General features: G+C 66.7%; 15 protein-coding genes and 1 pseudogene. 3 read left to right on the top strand and 13 right to left on the bottom strand.

Annotated features, from left to right (window positions below; all coding sequences use genetic code 11):
- Positions 1 to 245: 245 nt before the first annotated feature.
- From E4J89_RS17610 to uraD, 12 genes are all read right to left on the bottom strand, one after another.
- Positions 246 to 1,130 (bottom strand): DUF4261 domain-containing protein, encoded by an 885-nt coding sequence (locus E4J89_RS17610; RefSeq protein WP_136787516.1) that lies wholly within the window; start codon positions 1,128 to 1,130, stop codon positions 246 to 248.
- A gap of 98 nt (positions 1,131 to 1,228) precedes the next feature.
- Entirely contained in the window at positions 1,229 to 1,657 is a 429-nt protein-coding gene (locus E4J89_RS17605) for a hypothetical protein (RefSeq protein WP_205754528.1), read from the bottom strand.
- A gap of 128 nt (positions 1,658 to 1,785) precedes the next feature.
- Entirely contained in the window at positions 1,786 to 2,430 is a 645-nt protein-coding gene (locus E4J89_RS17600) for a hypothetical protein (RefSeq protein WP_240691970.1), read from the bottom strand.
- 10 nt (positions 2,431 to 2,440) lie between these two features.
- The gene (locus E4J89_RS17595) at positions 2,441 to 3,790 is read right to left on the bottom strand and encodes an MATE family efflux transporter (protein ID WP_240691969.1); all 1,350 of its coding nucleotides are present in this window, start codon (positions 3,788 to 3,790) and stop codon (positions 2,441 to 2,443) included.
- Positions 3,791 to 3,881: 91 nt separating this feature from the next.
- Positions 3,882 to 5,105, bottom strand: a complete 1,224-nt coding sequence (locus tag E4J89_RS17590) for an MFS transporter (protein ID WP_136787514.1) — start codon at positions 5,103 to 5,105, stop codon at positions 3,882 to 3,884.
- A gap of 192 nt (positions 5,106 to 5,297) precedes the next feature.
- Positions 5,298 to 6,647 (bottom strand): allantoinase AllB, encoded by a 1,350-nt coding sequence (gene allB, locus E4J89_RS17585; protein WP_136787519.1) that lies wholly within the window; start codon positions 6,645 to 6,647, stop codon positions 5,298 to 5,300.
- A 51-nt stretch (positions 6,648 to 6,698) separates the two neighbouring features.
- A complete protein-coding gene (locus E4J89_RS17580; protein ID WP_136787513.1) occupies positions 6,699 to 7,514 on the bottom strand; it encodes a bifunctional allantoicase/(S)-ureidoglycine aminohydrolase in 816 nt (271 codons plus the stop codon).
- Positions 7,511 to 8,797, bottom strand: a complete 1,287-nt coding sequence (locus tag E4J89_RS17575; protein ID WP_136787512.1) for an aldolase/citrate lyase family protein — start codon at positions 8,795 to 8,797, stop codon at positions 7,511 to 7,513. The genes E4J89_RS17580 and E4J89_RS17575 overlap by 4 nt, the downstream gene beginning before the upstream one ends.
- The gene (gene aceB, locus E4J89_RS17570) at positions 8,797 to 10,395 is read right to left on the bottom strand and encodes a malate synthase A (RefSeq protein WP_136787511.1); all 1,599 of its coding nucleotides are present in this window, start codon (positions 10,393 to 10,395) and stop codon (positions 8,797 to 8,799) included. Before aceB ends, E4J89_RS17575 begins: the two co-directional genes overlap by 1 nt.
- Positions 10,396 to 10,442: 47 nt before the next feature.
- The gene (gene pucL, locus E4J89_RS17565; protein WP_136787510.1) at positions 10,443 to 11,351 is read right to left on the bottom strand and encodes a factor-independent urate hydroxylase; all 909 of its coding nucleotides are present in this window, start codon (positions 11,349 to 11,351) and stop codon (positions 10,443 to 10,445) included.
- 5 nt (positions 11,352 to 11,356) lie between these two features.
- Positions 11,357 to 11,698 (bottom strand): hydroxyisourate hydrolase, encoded by a 342-nt coding sequence (gene uraH, locus E4J89_RS17560; RefSeq protein WP_136787509.1) that lies wholly within the window; start codon positions 11,696 to 11,698, stop codon positions 11,357 to 11,359.
- The gene (gene uraD / locus E4J89_RS17555) at positions 11,695 to 12,189 is read right to left on the bottom strand and encodes a 2-oxo-4-hydroxy-4-carboxy-5-ureidoimidazoline decarboxylase (protein WP_136787508.1); all 495 of its coding nucleotides are present in this window, start codon (positions 12,187 to 12,189) and stop codon (positions 11,695 to 11,697) included. The genes uraH and uraD overlap by 4 nt, the downstream gene beginning before the upstream one ends.
- A gap of 530 nt (positions 12,190 to 12,719) precedes the next feature.
- Between uraD and E4J89_RS17550 the strand changes: the two are divergent.
- The 3 genes and pseudogenes from E4J89_RS17550 to E4J89_RS17540 form a co-directional block, all read left to right on the top strand.
- Positions 12,720 to 13,119: pseudogene (locus E4J89_RS17550) on the top strand (transposase); the annotation flags it as partial.
- 313 nt (positions 13,120 to 13,432) lie between these two features.
- Positions 13,433 to 13,945, top strand: coding sequence for a flavin reductase family protein (locus E4J89_RS17545; protein WP_136787507.1), 513 nt, complete (start codon positions 13,433 to 13,435; stop codon positions 13,943 to 13,945).
- Positions 13,946 to 14,061: 116 nt separating this feature from the next.
- Positions 14,062 to 15,546 carry an aldehyde dehydrogenase family protein gene (locus tag E4J89_RS17540; RefSeq protein WP_136787506.1) on the top strand — a complete coding sequence of 495 codons (1,485 nt, stop codon included), beginning with the start codon at positions 14,062 to 14,064 and terminating at the stop codon, positions 15,544 to 15,546.
- Here the strand turns inward: E4J89_RS17540 and E4J89_RS17535 are convergent.
- Positions 15,519 to 16,598, bottom strand: a complete 1,080-nt coding sequence (locus tag E4J89_RS17535; protein WP_136787505.1) for an Lrp/AsnC family transcriptional regulator — start codon at positions 16,596 to 16,598, stop codon at positions 15,519 to 15,521. The two genes, E4J89_RS17540 and E4J89_RS17535, sit on opposite strands and share 28 nt — an antisense overlap.
- Positions 16,599 to 16,688: the final 90 nt, after the last annotated feature.

Here is a 16,688-nt window from a genome sequence, read left to right as displayed (position 1 = left end):
CGCGCGCCGCTCCATATACAGGCGCACGGCACGGTCCTTGAATTCCTGTTCGTACTTGATTCCGCTGGTCATGATTCATTCTCCGGTGAGGAAAGAGTCTCTACCAGACCCAGTACGGTTCACCGATCGCTACCGCCGCTTGACGAAAACCATAGAGGCACCCCCCCCGCGGCCCAAACGCGACCTGACCGACGGCGGGCCAACCGCGGCTCGCCGGCCAAGCGCCCGCTGCCCTTACGGCAGGCCTACCGGTTGCCGGCCGAGTACGGCGTGCCCGGGTCCAGATCTGTCACCGTGCGCAGCGGCGGCAGCAGCGAGTCCTCCCACGTGGCCGTGAACTTCATTCCCTCGGGGCCGTTCAGCTGGGCCTTGGACTGGATCACCGGCCCGTGCTCGTAGAGGTAGGCTGCCACGTTGAAGGCGAGTTCCACCAGCACGTTCGGGTCGACGTCGCGGAAGTGCACCTGAACGTCCGGCAGGCCCAGCTGGTACATCCCCAAGCTGTCCACCACCATGGCGCCTTCGTCGTTGCTGACCAGGAAGAACCGCATGTTGACCGGGCCGGCCAGCGGATGGGCCGCCTCGAGTTCGCCGGGGTCGCGCCAGTGCGAGTTGTGCAGCCAGCGGATGGCGGCCGGCTTGGTCGCTTCGGCCAGCAGGCGCAGCACCCGGTGGAAGGACTCGACGCGCGGCTTCGGTTCGAAGCCGCTGGCCACCACTTCAGTGACCAGGATCCGGTGCGTGCAGCCGGGCACTTCCCGTCCGGCATCCGGCCAGGACCAGCTTTGGTCGGTGGGGGTCGCTTGCAGCGCTTCAGCGGAGGACATGTTCCCGCCGGGAACGGCAATCCCGGTGCTCAGGTGGACGGTCTGGGCACCGGTGGAACCGTTGATGTCGAAGGAGTGCTCCGCGTGCGGCAGCAGGGCCACGCCGTCGGAAAAGGTGGCGCCGGGAAATTCGGCGGTCAGCCGGTTCCGCAGCTCCTCGCTGAAGACGCCGGGATCGGCGCGGTACCAGAGCTCCGCCGCCAGGGTGGTTTTCGCTTCCGGGGCCTGCTCGCCGTTCGCGGCGGCGGTGTTGCCGGGGTCGGCTGGGAAGGGTTGGTGCGGGGAAGGGTCGCCGGAAGTCATAGTGCCAGCTTGTCAGGCGGGGACGGCACGGCGCCAGCTTGTCAGAGCCTGCGCCCGTGGATCAGCGGGGCGGGCCCGGACGTCCCGACGCCAGCGAATTAGCGGGCGGTGCCGCCGTCGTCGTCGCCACCGGAAAGATGGTTGGAGGCCTGGCCGGGGTTCTTGCGGGCTTCCGCTGCCTGCTGCTCTTCCACCTGGGCCCGGCTCTGCGGCGTTCCGGGGGCCGGCACGCTGCCCGCGCCGCCCGGGATCTTCGACGAGACGCGGTGGATCCCGGAACCTTCACTGAGGTGGCTGGGGTTCTCCTTGGTGGACATGGTCAGCACGGCCACCACCAGCAGGGAGGCGATGAACGCGATGCCGGCAGCTGTCACGCCGAGGTCCCAGCGCAGCAGGTTGCCGGACCCACCGGTGGCGAAAACCATGGTGAGGAAACCGGCGATGACGGCCAGCACCGCCGAAAAGATCAACGGGCCCTTGACGGACAACCGCCGTTCGTCCGGACGCCCAGACGCGTTCTTGCCCACGATGATTCCTCCTGCTGACGGGGTAAAGCCACATCCAGTCTACCGGCCGTAGAAGTTCTCCGGGTGGTGCCGGTGTCCGGCGCCACATCGGGGCAGGCCTGACATCCTAGTCAACGGCTAGACGCCGCTCAGCCGGCTGCGGCCTGCCGCGCGTCGTGCCGCAGGCTCAACGCGGCGATCAACAGCACGACGGCGATGATGATCGCCGCCCCGCCCAGCACGCCCAGCAAAGCATGCGGGCCCAGGTACGAGAAGAACGGCAGGGCAATGCCGAAGCCCACGGACACCGCGCCGGTGATCAGCCAGTCCCGGGCCAGCACGGAGCCGGCACCGGGTGCGGCCTCGGGTTCCATCGCGGCCGCTGAGTCGCCGGCGGCGGGCCGGGCCTTCACCTGGTCGCCGCTCGCCGCACCGGTGGGCCGGTTGCTCCAGCCCAGCATCAGCTCTGCACCGCCGGAGACCAGCAGCGCCGCGGTGGCCAGCACGGTGAACATCGGCACGGTCTGGAACACGCAGGCGAGGACGCCGGTCACGGCCAATACGCCGGCTTGCACGAGCAGCAGCTGGCGGTGGGCCGCAGCGGCCGGCTGGCGGGCCAGCAGCCATACCGCCACGCCACTGAGCAGCAGGAAGAGTCCGCCGGCCACGGCCATCACGGTTCGGCCGGGCTCCTGCCAGAAGATGGTGATGGCGCCGAAGGCAGCGGCCACCAGGGCGCGGAACAGGACTGGCTGCCAGAACGCGGCGGCCTGGGTAGTACTCGGGATCGTCACGGCTTCCAGCCTAATGCGCCCCGGTGATCATCCACGCATCGTTGCGCACCCGCCAGCCCAGCGTCGCGGCGCGCGCCGCCGTGTAACCGAGCGCGAACGCCGCCCACAGCCAGAGCAGGCCTTCGGTTCCGGTCAGCCCGGCCCGGTCGACCCACACCAGCAGCGGCGCATACACGGCCAGATTTACGACGCCGGCGATCGCCAGATACCGTGCATCGCCGGCGCCGATCAGTACGCCGTCCAGCACGAACACGAACCCGCAGATCGGCTGGCTCAAAGCCAGCACCCAGATCGCGGCGGTGAAGGCCTGATGCACGGCCGGGTCGGAGGTGAAGACCCAGCCGAGCACCGGAGCAACCGCGGCCAGCAGCAGGCCGGTCACCGCACCGAACCCGATCCCCCAGACGATCATCCGCCGGGTCAGCGAGTGCGCCATCGCCTTGTTCGACGCCCCCAGTTCCTTGCCGATCAGGGCCTGGGCAGCGATCGCGATGGCATCCAGCGCAAAGGCCAGGAAGCTGTACATGGTCATCACCAATTGATGCCCGGCCAGGCTGACCGGGCCCTGCGAAGTGGCCACAAAAACGGTGGCAAGCAACGCGATCCGCATGCTCAGCGTCCGAAGCATCAGCCAGGAGCCCACGTGCGTGGTGGCCTTCAGCCCGGCCCAGGTGGGCCGCAACGGCACGGAGTATCTGACCGCGCCGCGGTAGACGATGACCAGATAGACCGCCGCCATGCCCCACTGCACCAGGCTGGTGCCCATCGCCGAACCGGCCACTGAAAGGCCCATGCCGTAGACCAGCAGGAAGTTCAGGCCGATGTTGACCAGGAACCCGATGCCGGCCACCAGCAGCGGGGTCTTGGTGTCCTGCAGCCCGCGCAGCACGCCGGTGGCGGCCAGCACAATCAGCATGCCGGGCAGGCCAGGCATCGACCAGCGCAGATAGTCCACGGCGAAGTCCTGCACCGCTCCGGTGGCGCCCATCGCGGCGGTCAGGTCGGGCGCAAAGATCCAGCCGGCCACGGCCATCACGATGCCGACGGCCAGCGCCAGCCAGATGCCGTCGCGGCCGACGCCGTAGGCCTCCGCCAGTCGGCCCGCGCCCAGCAGCCGTGCCACTGCTGGTGTGGTGGAGTAGGCCAGGAAGATCATCAATCCGACGACGGTCTGCACCACGGTGGCGGCCAACCCCATGCCGGCCAGTTCCGCCACGCCGAGGTGCCCCACGATCGCCGAATCGGCTGCGAGGAACAGCGGTTCGGCGATCAAGGCTCCGAACGCGGGGATGGCGAGCGCAAGGATGCGCCGGTTCAGGCCTTGTCCCTGCTGCCGTGCAGCCGTCTTCTCCGGATTCACGCCTTCCAGCTTAGGCCTCGGGCTGCCCTGGTCCGTCACACGGGCACTCGGGTCGGCCGCCCAGAGCTTCTGCCCCGGCCGCCAGCCGCCCTCACTCCCCGGTGCCGCGCCGACGCAGGGCGAGCACCGCCGTCGTGCCCGCGATGACGGCGAGCGCAGCGGTGAAGCCAACCACGCCGGTCCAACCGAACTGGCCGAAGAACAGGCCGCCGGCCCAGCCGAACAGGCTGGAGCCCGCGTAGTAGAACAGGTTGTAGAGGCTTGAGGCCTGGGCCGCACCCACCGCGGCGAGCCGCGGGGTCCAACCGGAGGCCACCGAATGGGCGGCGAAGAATCCGGCGGTGAAAAGCAGCAGCCCGAGCAGGATCAGCGGCAGCGAATCGGCTAGTGTGACTGCCAGCCCGGCGATGCTGACCGCGATCCCGCCCAGCAGCACCGGCAGGCGCCCGGACCGTACCGTCAGCCCACCGGCCACCCGGGAACTCACCGTTCCGGCCAGGTAAGCCAGGAACAGCAGTGAAACCAGCGACGCGGGCAGCAGGAACGGCGGCGCTTCCAGCCGGAAGCCCAGATAGTTGTACACGGCCACGAAGCCGCCCATCAGCAGGAACCCCTGGGCGTAGAGCGCCAGCAAAGGCACCGAGCGCAGGTTGGCCAGGATCCGTTGCCCGAGCCCCGGGCCCTGCCCGCGCTGCAGCGGACGGAATCCGCGCGGGGACGGAGCCAGCCGGACGAAGAGCACCGCGGCGAGCGCGGCCGCGAGGCTGACCGCCAGCAAGCCTGTGCGCCAGCCGGCCCACTCCCCCACCGGTCCGGCGATGAGGCGCCCGGCCAGGCCGCCCACGGTAGTGCCGGCCACATAGGTGCCGGCGGCTACCGCCGCGTGCAGCCGCTGCACTTCCTCATTCAGATAGACCAGTGCGACGGCGGGGATCCCACCGAGCGCTGCACCCTCCAGGAAGCGCAGCGCCAGCAAGGCGGGGAAGTTCGGCGCCAACGGCAGCAGCAGGCCAAGGGCGACGGCGGCGCTGATCGCCCATGCCATGGTGCGCTTTCGGCCGGCACGGTCCGCTACCGCCGACCAGGGAATCACCGCGAGCGCTAGGCCGATGGTGGCGGCGGAGACGCTGAGCGCTGCATCGGCCGGGCCGACGGTGAAGCTGCGGGCGATGCCGGGCAGTACTGCCTGCACGGAGTACAGCTGGGCGAAGGTGGCGAAGCCGGCGAACAGCAGGGCCAGCAGCATGTTGCGGTAACCTCGGCTGCCTTTCGGGTGGCCCGCCCAAGGTTGCTCCGCACTACTCACGGATCCGATGCTATGCCGGAAGCCAGCGCTGGCCGGAATCGGGCGGCGGATGGCGGGCCCGTGAGTGGCTGTCGGTGTTGGGTGGCCGGCGTTGGGTGGCGACCGCTAGCGCTGCCGGTCCTCGGCGGCGGAGCTCCTCAGTCCGGGCTGCGCCACAGCAGCTGCCCGCGGGGCACGTCGCTTCGGGACGTCCCAGGGTACTCAGTCTGGGCTGCGCCGCAGCAGTCGCCCACCCGGCACATCATCGTTGACCGGGACGCCGCGCAGGTAGGTGCGCCGGACGACCCCGGCGAGGGCTGCGCCGTCGTACGGGCAGACCGGATTCTTGTGCTTCAGCGCGGCCGCGTCCACCACAAAGTCCTCCCCGTCGGCAAAGACGGCGAAATCGGCCTCCGCACCTACTTCAATACGGCCCTTGCGCTGCAAGCCCGCGATGGCGGCCGGGCGGGCGGACATCCAGTCCACCACCCGTTCCAGGGCAATCCCGCGCCGGCGCGCTTCCGTCCAGACCAGCGGCAGGCCCAGCTGCAGCGAAGCGATCCCGCCCCAAGCGGTGCCGAAGTCGCCGTGCGCCAGATCCTTCAGGTCCTGTGTGCTGGGCGAGTGGTCGGAGACGATGCAGTCGATGGTCCCGTTGGCCAGGCCGTCCCAGAGCAGCTCACGGTTGGCTTCCCCGCGGACGGGCGGACAGCATTTGAAGGCGGTGGCTCCGTCCGGAATGTCCTCGGCGGCCAGCGTCAGGTAGTGCGGGCAGGTCTCCGCGGTCAGCCGGACACCTGTAGCCTTGGCCTCGGCGATCTCCGTCAGCGCGTCCGCGGAGGACAGGTGCAGGATGTGCACGCGGGCGCCGGTGCTGCGGGCCGGTTCGATCACGTCCGCAATCGCCGCGGTTTCCGCGTTGTCCGGTCGCGAGGCCAGGAAGGATGCATATGTCTTGCCGGCAGGATGCGGGGCCCGGTCGATGGTCCCGGCGTCCTCGGCGTGCACCAGCATCAGCGCGCCGAAGGCTGCCAATTCGGCCAGATCCTTTTCCAGCTCCGCCGGGCTCAACGGCGGGAACTCATCCACGCCGGAGTGCACCAGAAAGCACTTGAAGCCGAAGACCCCCGCCTCGTGCAGCGGCCGCAGGTTCTTGGTGTTGCCCGGCACCGCACCGCCCCAGAAGCCCACATCCACAAAGGCCTGGTTCAGGGCGACCGCCCGCTTCTCCTCCAAGGCCGGCACGCTCACGGTGGGCGGAATGCTGTTCAGCGGCATGTCCACGATCGTGGTCACTCCCCCGGCCGCCGCGGCCCGGGTGGCGGACGCGAACCCCTCCCACTCTGTACGCCCCGGCTCGTTGACGTGGACGTGTGTGTCCACCAGGCCCGGGATCAGCACCTCGTCGGCTTCCAGTTCAAGGATTTTGGCGCCCCGCAGCCCGGCACCTAAGGGCGCAACGGCCGCCACCGTGCCGTCGCGGACGCCGATTTCCCGCGGCCCGGTCCCGTCCGGCGTCATCACCCGGTCGCCCCGCACCACCAGGTCGTAGGCTTCCTCGGCGTCGGTCAGCTTGTCGGTCAACTGGCCTGCTCCTGTCTCGAATTCCGTCCGCACTCCGGCCTAGAGCATGATCTGCCGGTTGACGTCCTTGTACAGCAGGTAGCGGAAATTGGACGGTCCGCCTGCGTAGCAAGCCTGCGGGCAGAAGGCCCGCAGCGACAGGTAGTCGCCCTCCTGCACCTCCACCCAGTCGCTGTTCAGCCGGTACACGCCCTTGCCTTCGAGCACGTACAGGCCGTGTTCCATCACGTGCGTTTCCGCGAACGGGATCGACGCGCCCGGCTCGAACGTGACCACGTTGACGTGCATGTCGTAGGCCAGGTCGTCGACGGGCAGCATCCGGGTAGTGCGCCACCGGTTCTGCGTATCCGGCATCGGCACGGGCTCGATGTCCTGCTCGTTGCCGAACACCGGCTTGGCGCTGTGGTCCTCCAGCGGCTGGTAGGCCTTGCGGATCCAGTGGAATTGCGCGGGCGCATCGCCGTCGTTCCTGACCGTCCAACGGGCGCCCGCCGGCGCATAGGCAAATCCGCCCGGGAGCAGCTGGCGCTGGTCGCCGTCGATGGTCACGGACAGTTCGCCGCGGACCGTGAAGATGAAACCTTGCACGGTCGGCTGCTCTTCCGGCCGCTCCGCTCCTCCGCCGGGGTCCACCTCCATCAGGTACTGCGCGAACGTGCTGGCGCCTCCCGGAACCGGCCGGTTGAGCACCCAGCAGCGTGTGCCGGCCCAGCCGGGCAGCACGCTGGTGACAATGTCGCGGAGCACGCCGCGCGGAATCACCGTGTAGGCCTCGGTCACGATGGCCCGGTCGGTGAGCAGGTCGGTTTGCGGCGGCAGCCCGGCCGGATTCGCGTAGTAGTGCGGGGTGTTCATGGTGTTCCCTCCGCCCCGGCGGATCTGGGCGGATAGGCCAGCGAGCGGAGCTGCACCACCGGAACGCCCGCCAGTTGGATGAACTCGGCTTCCTCCACCGCGCCACAGGTCAACGCGCGGTCGATGAAACGGGCGAGGGCGCGAGCGGTGGCGGGTTCATCAAGGACGGTGCCCGCCGTCCCGTGCACATAGTTCCTCAGCCGGGTGGCAGCGGCCTCCAATCCGTCCCGGTAGAAGGCATAGGTGGCCAGGAATCGGGTGGGCAGCTGCGCCGGGTGCAGGTCCCAGCCTTGGTAGATGCCGCGTTCCAGGTGCCGGCGGACCAGCCTGGCGTGGAGCGCCCAGGCCGCCCTGACGTTTCCGGGGTCGCCAACCGGCAGGATGTTCGCCGAGCCGTCGGACAGGCGCACGCCGGTGCCCGCCGCGGCAACCTGCATTACGTTCTTGGCATGGTCGGCCGCCGGGTGCTCCATCGACTGGTAGCCGGCAGCGATGCCCAGTGAGGCGCTGTAGTCGTAGGTTCCGTAGTGCAGGCCGGCCACCCGCCCAGAACCCTCGTGGATCAGCCGGGCCACCGGCGCGGTTCCGTTGGCGGCGAGGATTAGCTGCGGCATCTCCACCTGGACTTCGAAGCGCAGCCGCCCGGATGCGAGGCCGTGCGCCCGCTCCAGCTTCTCGCACACGTAAACCATGGCCCGGACCTGGTCCACGGTGCTGACCTTGGGCAGCGTGAGCACCAGTCCGTCGGGTAGGCCTCGTCCGCCGGCGTGTTCGGTCAACGACCCGAGGAACAGATCCAGCGTGCGCAGTCCGCGGGCGCGGGAAGCCGCCTCCAGACTCTTGAACCGGACGCCTATGAACGGGGGCGCCGTCCCCGCTGCAACCGTCTCAGCCACCAGTTCGCCGGCGCGTTCCGCCGCGGCGTCTTCTTCGTCGTCGTCGTGCTTGCGGTAGCCGTCCTCGAAATCCACCCGCAGGTCTTCGATCGGTTCCGTCTCCAGCTTGCGCCGGACGAGCTCGGCCAGCTGTGCCGGGTCGGCCAGGTCCAGAAAGACCGCCAGCTGCTCCAGCCCACCGTGGGCCTTCGCCACCGCGAGCGCCTCGGCACTCCAGCGGGCCGGCAGCTCCGGGACGTATGCGCCAGCCGGAATATACACGGTGTGAACGGGCTGGCGGCCCACGGCTTCGCCCGGATAATGCGTCGCGAGAAGGTTATCGGTCGCAGCGAGCTCAGCGTCGATCCAGGCCAGGGCATCGGCTTCCAAGGCCAGGCGGCGGGCCATCAGGTCACCAGCTCATAGGCCGGCAGGGTCAGGAAGTCCACGAACTGCGCACCGGTGGCCAGTTCGCCGATCAGCCTACTGGCCGGCAGGTAGTGGCGTTCAAACTCCACCGGATCCACTTCCCCGCGCAGGCGTTCGGTTTCCTCGGCCAGGATCTGGTCCACCAGTTCGGCGGTGACCGTGTTTCCGGTATCGGCCAGCAGCACCTTGTTGTGCAGCTGCTGCCAGATCTGCGAGCGCGAGATCTCGGCGGTGGCGGCGTCCTCCATCAGGTTGTGGATGGCCACCGCGCCGTTGCCGGAAAGCCAAACGGCGGTGTAGGCCACCGCCACGTACAGGTTCAGCCGCAGGCCGGCCTCGGTGACCTCGCCGCCGGCCGACGGAATGTCCAGCAGCTGCTTCGGGGTGACCTGCACGTCGTCGCGCAGCCGGTCCAGCTGGTTCGGCCTGTCCCCCAGCACGTCGTCGAACACTTCCTGGCAAATCGGCACCAGGTCCGGATGGGCCACCCAGGAGCCGTCGAAGCCGTCGCGGGCCTCGCGGGTCTTGTCCGCGCGGACCTTCTCCACCGCCCGGGCCGTGATCTCCGGTTCGCGCCGGTTGGGGATGAACGCGGCCATCCCGCCCATCGCGAAGGCGCCCCGCCGGTGGCAGGTCTTGACCAGCAGCTCGGTGTAGGCGCGCATGAACGGCGCCGTCATCGACACACTCGCGCGGTCCGGCAGCACAAAGTCCGCGCCCGCGTCGCGGAAGTACTTGATGATGCTGAACAGGTAGTCCCAGCGGCCGGCGTTCAGGCCAGAGGCATGCTCGCGCAGCTCAAAGAGGATTTCCTCCATTTGGAACGCCGCAGGGATGGTCTCGATCAGCACCGTGGCCCGCACCGTCCCGCGCGGGATGCCCAGGGCGTCCTGCGCCACGTTGAACACCTCGTTCCAGAGCCGCGCCTCCAGATGGCTCTCCATCTTGGGCAGGTAGTAGAACGGGCCCTGGCCGGTGGAAGCCAGGTGGGCCGCGTTGTGGAAGAAGTGCAGACCGAAGTCCACCAGCGCGCCGATGGCGGGGCCGCCGTCGAGCATGAGGTGCTTTTCCGGCAGGTGCCAGCCGCGCGGTCGGACCACCACGGTGGCCTGCGGCGCGTCGGTGCGCAGCCTGTACTCCTTGCCCTCGGCGGAGGTGTGCGACAGCTCGCCCCGGGCGTCGCCGTAAAGGTTGAGCTGGGCATCAATCACGTTGGGCCAGGTCGGCGCGCAGGCATCTTCCAGATCCGCCAGCCAGACCTTGGCCCCCGAGTTCAGCGCGTTGATCGCCATCTTGGCCGGCGTCGCCGGCCCGGTCATCTCCACCCTGCGGTCCTGCAAGGCCGCCGGTGCCGGCGCCACGCTCCAGTCGCCGGTGCGGATGTGTTCGGTCTCCGGCAGGAAATCCAGCTTGCCCGTCTGGGATGCGGCGCGGCGGTGCTCGGCGCGGTCGGCCAGCAGCTTGTTCCGGGTGCTGGCGAACCTGCGGTGCAGCTCCTCGATGAAGTCCAAGGCCTCCGGCGTGAGGATCTTCTCGGCGCCGGCCACGGGCGGCTGGTCCGTTATCTCGATGGTCATCGTGCTCCTCCCTGAGGGATCGGTCCTGGGCTGCCGGCCGCCGTCGGCTAGCAGAATCCGGGCAGGTTGGCCCATATCTCGTGGTTAGCCGGGCTCCCTTCGCGCTGGATCGCTGCTTCGATCAGCCCGTAGGGCCGGTCCGCGGCGAAGAACACCTCGTTCGGGTTCTCCATGCCGAACGGCTGCAGATCCACCGCGAAGTTGTGCTTGTTGGGCAGCGACATCCTGATCTCCTCGATCTCCGGATGCGCCTCCAACACCAGCCGCCCCATCTGGAACATGGTCTGCTGCAGGGCCAGCGAATGAGTCTCGGCGAAGCCCTTCAGCAGCAGCGACCGGACACTGGCGTAGACCGCGTCGAAGTCCGCCTCCGTGGTCCGGTATCGCCAGCGCGCGGTGACGTCGGTGGCCAGGATCCGGTCGGTGGTTTCCTGCAGCGTGGTGTATCTGTCCCGCGGGAAACCGCGGAACTCGCTGCCGGTGGACTTGAGCACCGTCAGGCCCTGGAGACCGGCAAGCACCGTGGTCCCGGTCTGGGAGAGGCCGACGACGGCGGTGCGCACCTCGCTCTTATTGCGGACGAAGGCGTGGTCATGGTTGTTAATCCGGTCCCACAAGTACTGCTCTGCTTCCCAACGTCCTCCGGTGACCCAGTCGAACCGGCCGGTGAAATAGCGGCCCAGCCGGAGCAGGAATTCCTCGGGGGCTCCTACCCCGCTCCGAGCCAGGGCGTAGACGGTGTTCTTTTGGGTGTCCGTGGCGACCACGTGCGAGTTGTCGCCGGCGACGTGGGTCTGCTCGAAGTCGCCGTGCAGCTGGGACGTGATGTTGAGGTCCTGGATGTGGTGCCGGTCGATGTCCCGGGTGACTTTGACCAGCCGGACTTCCGCCTTGCCGTACTGGTTCGGCCCCAGGACCACGCGGGTGGACGCTCTGGCGTTGGCGGCTGTGCTCATCCTGGCTAGCTCCCTCGGTAGGTTGAGTAAGCAAATGGACTGATCAGAAGCGGTACGTGGTAGTGCTGGGCCGGATCCTTGACCTCGAAGGTCACGTCGACGGACGGAAAAAACGTCTCCACTCCTGCCGCCGCGAAGTAGGGGCCTGTCTCGAACCTGATCCGATAGACGCCGGGGCCGGCTGCCTCCGGGCCGAGGTTCCTGATCCGGCCGTCACTGTCGGTACGGCCGGCGGCGACTTCCTGCCAGCCGGACGCCGTCTGAGCCTTCAGCACGGCTTTGACGCCGGACGCTGGCTTCCCGGTGCCGGTGTCCAGAATGTGGGTGGTGATGTGGCTGGTGTTCACGGCTCGATCGCTCCGTCCAGCCGCAGCAGGGCGATCTCGCGCAGTTGTTGTCCCACGACGGCGATCTCCTCCTCCGGCGTATTGTCCAGCCGGCTGGTGAGCTGCTTGAGGATGTCTTCGGTGCTGCGCCCTGCCGCGCGGATCAGGAAGACGCGCCCGAACTTTTCTTCATAGGCGAGGTTCAGCCGGCGCAATTCCGCCTGAGCGACGGCATCACGTGACACCCCGGCCTGTTCACCGCGGGACAGGCCGGCTTCGGCGCTGTTCCCCTCAGCCCGTTCGCCGATGCGCGGATGCCGGGCCAGCGCCGCGTCGATCTCGGCTTCGCTCCAAGGCTCCGCCGCCGCTTCGGCCGCGGCCAGCAGCTGCTCCTTATCGCCGAATGGGCGGGCATCAACCAGCTCCGCCACCCATCGGGAATTGTCCACGCACGGGCGCAGCACTGCGGCCGCCTCGTTAGCCGGAAGGGAGTTGAAGGACGATAACTTCATGGCAGGTGTCAGCTCTTTCGTCAGTTTCCACCTCAGCGCTGAACACCCTTGACCATCGCCCAGAAGGCGACTTGATTCGATGTCTAAATGGTGGAACTCGTCAGGTGCGCCTCAGTCTAGGCCAACCCGCCACCCTTGTGAATATCCCTAGTACTGGGCTTGCCTCTGCGCCGACTGGGAACTTGTCCTAGCTCTGCTTCCGGTGACATATTCACGGTTATCGGCGCGGGCCCGCGAAGAAGGCGCTGGTCCCAACAGCCGGCCGCGCCAGCGGACGCGCGATCCGGGTGAACGATCCCGCCGAACGAGCGAGGACGGCTGAGGGAAGCAGCGAACGAGAGCCGGTGGCATGACCGGCTCACCAACGTGGAGAGTCGGGAGCCTCTACGCTTGAGTCGTCGGATTCGCGCGGAGGCTTCCTCAAGTCCTGGCCCAGGGTGCCGTGTGAACCATCCAGCCAACAGTTGATGGTTCAACTGGTGCAGCTGCGTACTTCGCGCACCCAGATGTTAGCCCGGGTGGAAGAATTCGTGAAGGCCCACCCTCTTCACCTCGTCCTGACATCCATGCCGGCGGTCGGCGTCAGGACGGAAGCACGGATCATCACCGATATCGTCGGCAAGGAATTCGCCTCGGCAGAACATTTGGCCTCCTACTCTGGACTCGCGCCGGTGACCTGGAGATCGGGCACCTCGATCCGCGGCAACCAGCCGTCGAAGAAGGGAAACAAAGTCCTCAAACGCGACTTGTTCCTCTCCGCTGCCGCGGCGCTAAAGGACCCGGCTTCACGCGCCTACTACGACCGGAAAGGCGCCGAGGGGAAACACCACAACCAAGCCCTGATCGCTCTAGCCAGACGCCGCTGCGATGTCCTCTTCTCAGCTCCGCGACATGACCCTCCACGAAACACCCCAGCTCAAGGCAGCCTGACCCCTTGACGAACAGAATAGGGACACCCCCCGTACTGAATCCGGACCCCGGGGCAGAGAAGTCTCGCAAGGCCCGGTGGATGATTATCAACTGCACGGCGGGATGCTCAGCGACGAACCGGACAGCACGCTGCTCGCCGGCATCCGTCTCGATGACGTCGATTCGGAAAAACGAAGCCACACTGAATCCTGACCGGTAGACCCTTCGACGGGCAGTCATCCATCCTCACTGTGCGAATTACGGTCTCAAAGATTCTGAAATATTTGAATTCCGGTCTTGAACCCCCCCCAAGAGTGAGGATACTGTACCTCTCATGACTATCAACAGTGACGTACCTCACGAGAATCTGGTGGATCAGGACGCGTTCCGCGCAGCTATGGCGGACTTGCCCGCGGCCGTGTCGATCGTGACCACTGTCGCTTGGGACGGGACTCCCCACGGGGCCACGGTGTCCGCAGTGAGTTCGCTTTCCATGACGCCGCCGCTGGTCCTTGTCTGTCTGGACGCAGCATCGGACACCCTTTCAGCCCTCAGCCTGGGTCGAAGCTTCCTGATCCACATCACCGCTGAGGGGCAACAGGAGACGGCTTTGGCTTTCGCAAAGAAGGGACCGCAAAAGTTCGATGACACCGATTGGACGTTCAGCGAATCAGGGCAGCCCCTGCTTGCCGGTGCCGCCATAGTTTTGGACTGCGTGGTCTCGGACCTTTTGCCGGGCGGGGACCACACCATTGTCGTCGGCCGCATCTGCGGCATAGAGCACGCAGAGGACCGACGTCCGATCGTGTACCACCGTCGCCAGATGCTCGCTTCACCCGCTGTCTGAAAACCCCAAGCGGCCCTGCCGGTGCCGATACCTTCCCTGAGGCGTTCCTGCCGTCTGCGCCCTCTGTTTGCCTCGCCTCAAATCCCGGAGATTCTTTTCGATAGGAGTACACACCCATGACTGCAGTAGCTGAATCCCTGATGCTGCCCCAGGCGGCTTCGTTCGCCTCCGCCGAACACGGTGCTTTCATCGGCGGAACGGAAATTTCCACCGATGGATCAACGATCGATACCGTGGACCCGGCCACGGGCCGGGTTATCACCAAGATCGCCGAGACTGATGCGAAAACTGTTGACCGGGCTGTTGAATCGGCTGCAACAGCCTTCGAAGGAGAATGGGGCAGCATGCTGCCGGCGCGCCGCGAAGAACTGCTGCACCGTTTAGCAGACCTGATCGAAGAAAACGCCCTCGAACTAGCCCAGTACGACGCGCTTGAAGGGGGCAAACCAGTTACCTATGTAGAGAGCGTGGATGTCCCGCTAGCGGTGGAACAGTTCCGCTACTACGCCGGCTGGCCTACCAAAATACAAGGCGCTACAGTGCCCGTCTCCACCCCAAATTCACATGTCTATACACGTAAAATCCCGCTGGGTGTGGTAGCGGCAATTACCCCTTGGAATTTTCCCCTTTGTCAGGCTGCAATCAAGCTCGCCCCGGCCTTGGCCGCCGGCAATACCGTCGTGCTCAAACCTTCCGAACTCACTTCCCTGTCTTCGCTGCGCCTGGCCCAACTCGCCGTCGAGGCCGGGCTGCCGGCGGGAACCGTCAATGTCGTCACTGGCACGGGTGCGGCGACCGGGCAGGCGCTGGTCTCCCACCCTCAGGTTTCCAAGATCTCATTCACCGGTTCGGAGGCAACGGGCCGCCACTTGGGCGCTGAGGCCGGCCGGTCCTTAAAGCACATCTCACTGGAACTCGGTGGAAAGAACCCGCACATCATCTTCGCGGACGCCGACATCGCCAAGGCGGCGACGTATGCGGCCACCACGGCGTACTTCTATTCCGGGCAGGTTTGCTTCAGTGGATCCCGTCTCATGGTCGAGCGGAGCGCTGTGGATGATGTGCTCGCCGCGGTGAAGGAACACGCTGATGCACTGGTTCTCGGCCACGGACTGGACAGGACCACTACTATGGGCCCGCTGTCCTCGGCCGTGCATCGGGAGAAGGTCGAAGGCTACTTGAATACGGTATCCGGCACGGGAGCTAAGGTCGCCTTCGGCGGTTCCCGGCCCAAGGACGGCGGCTATTTTCTGGAGCCCACTGCCGTTGTCGGCCCCGCCGACAGCGACGCAGTAGTGGCAGAGGAGATCTTCGGTCCGGTTCTGGTGATCCAGCCTTTCGACTCCGTCGAGGAGCTGATGCCGCGTGCCAACTCCGGTAAGTACGGGCTGACCGCCGGAGTCTGGACCAATGATGTCCGCAAGGCTCACACTGTGGCGCAGCGGCTGCAGGCAGGAACGGTCTGGGTCAACACTTACGCCGATTACAACGCCGCGGCGCCATTCGGTGGATTCAAGAGCTCAGGGTTCGGCAAGGACTGTGGCCCGGAGGGGCTGGAAAAGTATCTGGAAACTCAGACTGTCTGGATGTCCCTGGCATGAGCTGGCCCCGGCCCTTGGCGCGGCTGAAGCGCCTTGTAATGCAGGTCCAGATACAGCCACGTGTCCAAGCTTCGCACACCGTCCAGAGACCGGATCTGGTCGTCCAACACCTTGAGCAGTGCTTCCCCGTCCGAGGTAACCACTTCGGCGAGAACGTCGAACCGGCCCGCAGTGATCGCCACGTACGAGACCACGGGCAGTTGCGTGAGCGATTCGGCTACTTCCACGGCTTTAGCGCCTTGATCCAGCTTCAGACCAACCCAACAGGTGGACCGGAAGCCGAGCCGCAATGGATTGACAATGCACATCACACGCACGGCACCGGAATCCACGAGCCGCGCGTAACGCTGGCGGACCATAGTCTCGGACACGTCCAGTTCGGCCGACAGCTGACGGAAGGACGCGCGTCCGTTCCCCGCCAAGCGGGCGATGATCACCCGGTCCGTGTCGTCCAGAGCGCGGGGCCGGACTCCGGTGCGGCCGTCGTCGACCCGGACTCCGGAAAACCTGGCTTCTTGGTAATGCAGGCGCAGATAGGGAAGGACCTCGACTTCGCGTACTCCCGACAGCCTGCGGATTTTGTCAGAGACGACATCATGCAGTTCCTTGCCGTCCACGCAAATGACTTCGGCCTGCACCGCGAAGGGCCCGGTCGTCACCGTGACGTAGTCAACCTCCGGCAGGAGCGCGAGTTGACCGGCCAGTTCCGCGGGGCTGCGGGTACCATCGACGCTCAGCAGCACAATGGCCATCGCCCTAAAACCAAGCAGTGCCGGGTCCGTCACGGCCGAGATCTGGATGTAGTTTTCCTCCAGCAGATGCGACACCCGTCGGCGGACCGTCTTCTCCGTGACCCCAACTTGGCGGGCCAACGCAGCATAAGGCACCCGGCCGTCGAGCTGAAGCTGCTCAATCAGGTCCAGGTCCAAGCGGGACAGTTCGCCGGCTTCCTGATCGGAGCGCAGGATCCGCGGCGCTTCAGAATGCCCGGAAGCAGCACGGCCGGAGTCCACTGTTCCCTCAGAGCTGACAGGATCGGCGAGCAGTTGCATAAGAGTCACACTACAAGACAGCACCGTCACTGAAGCCGCCGGCCGCCGCGGCGTCTTCACAGCTTCCCACCCGTTTTGTCCCCGTTTTGT

This window comes from Arthrobacter sp. CAU 1506, from assembly GCF_005047635.1.
Lineage (GTDB): Bacteria > Actinomycetota > Actinomycetes > Actinomycetales > Micrococcaceae > Crystallibacter.
This window is presented reverse-complemented; position numbering and strand designations above follow the sequence as displayed.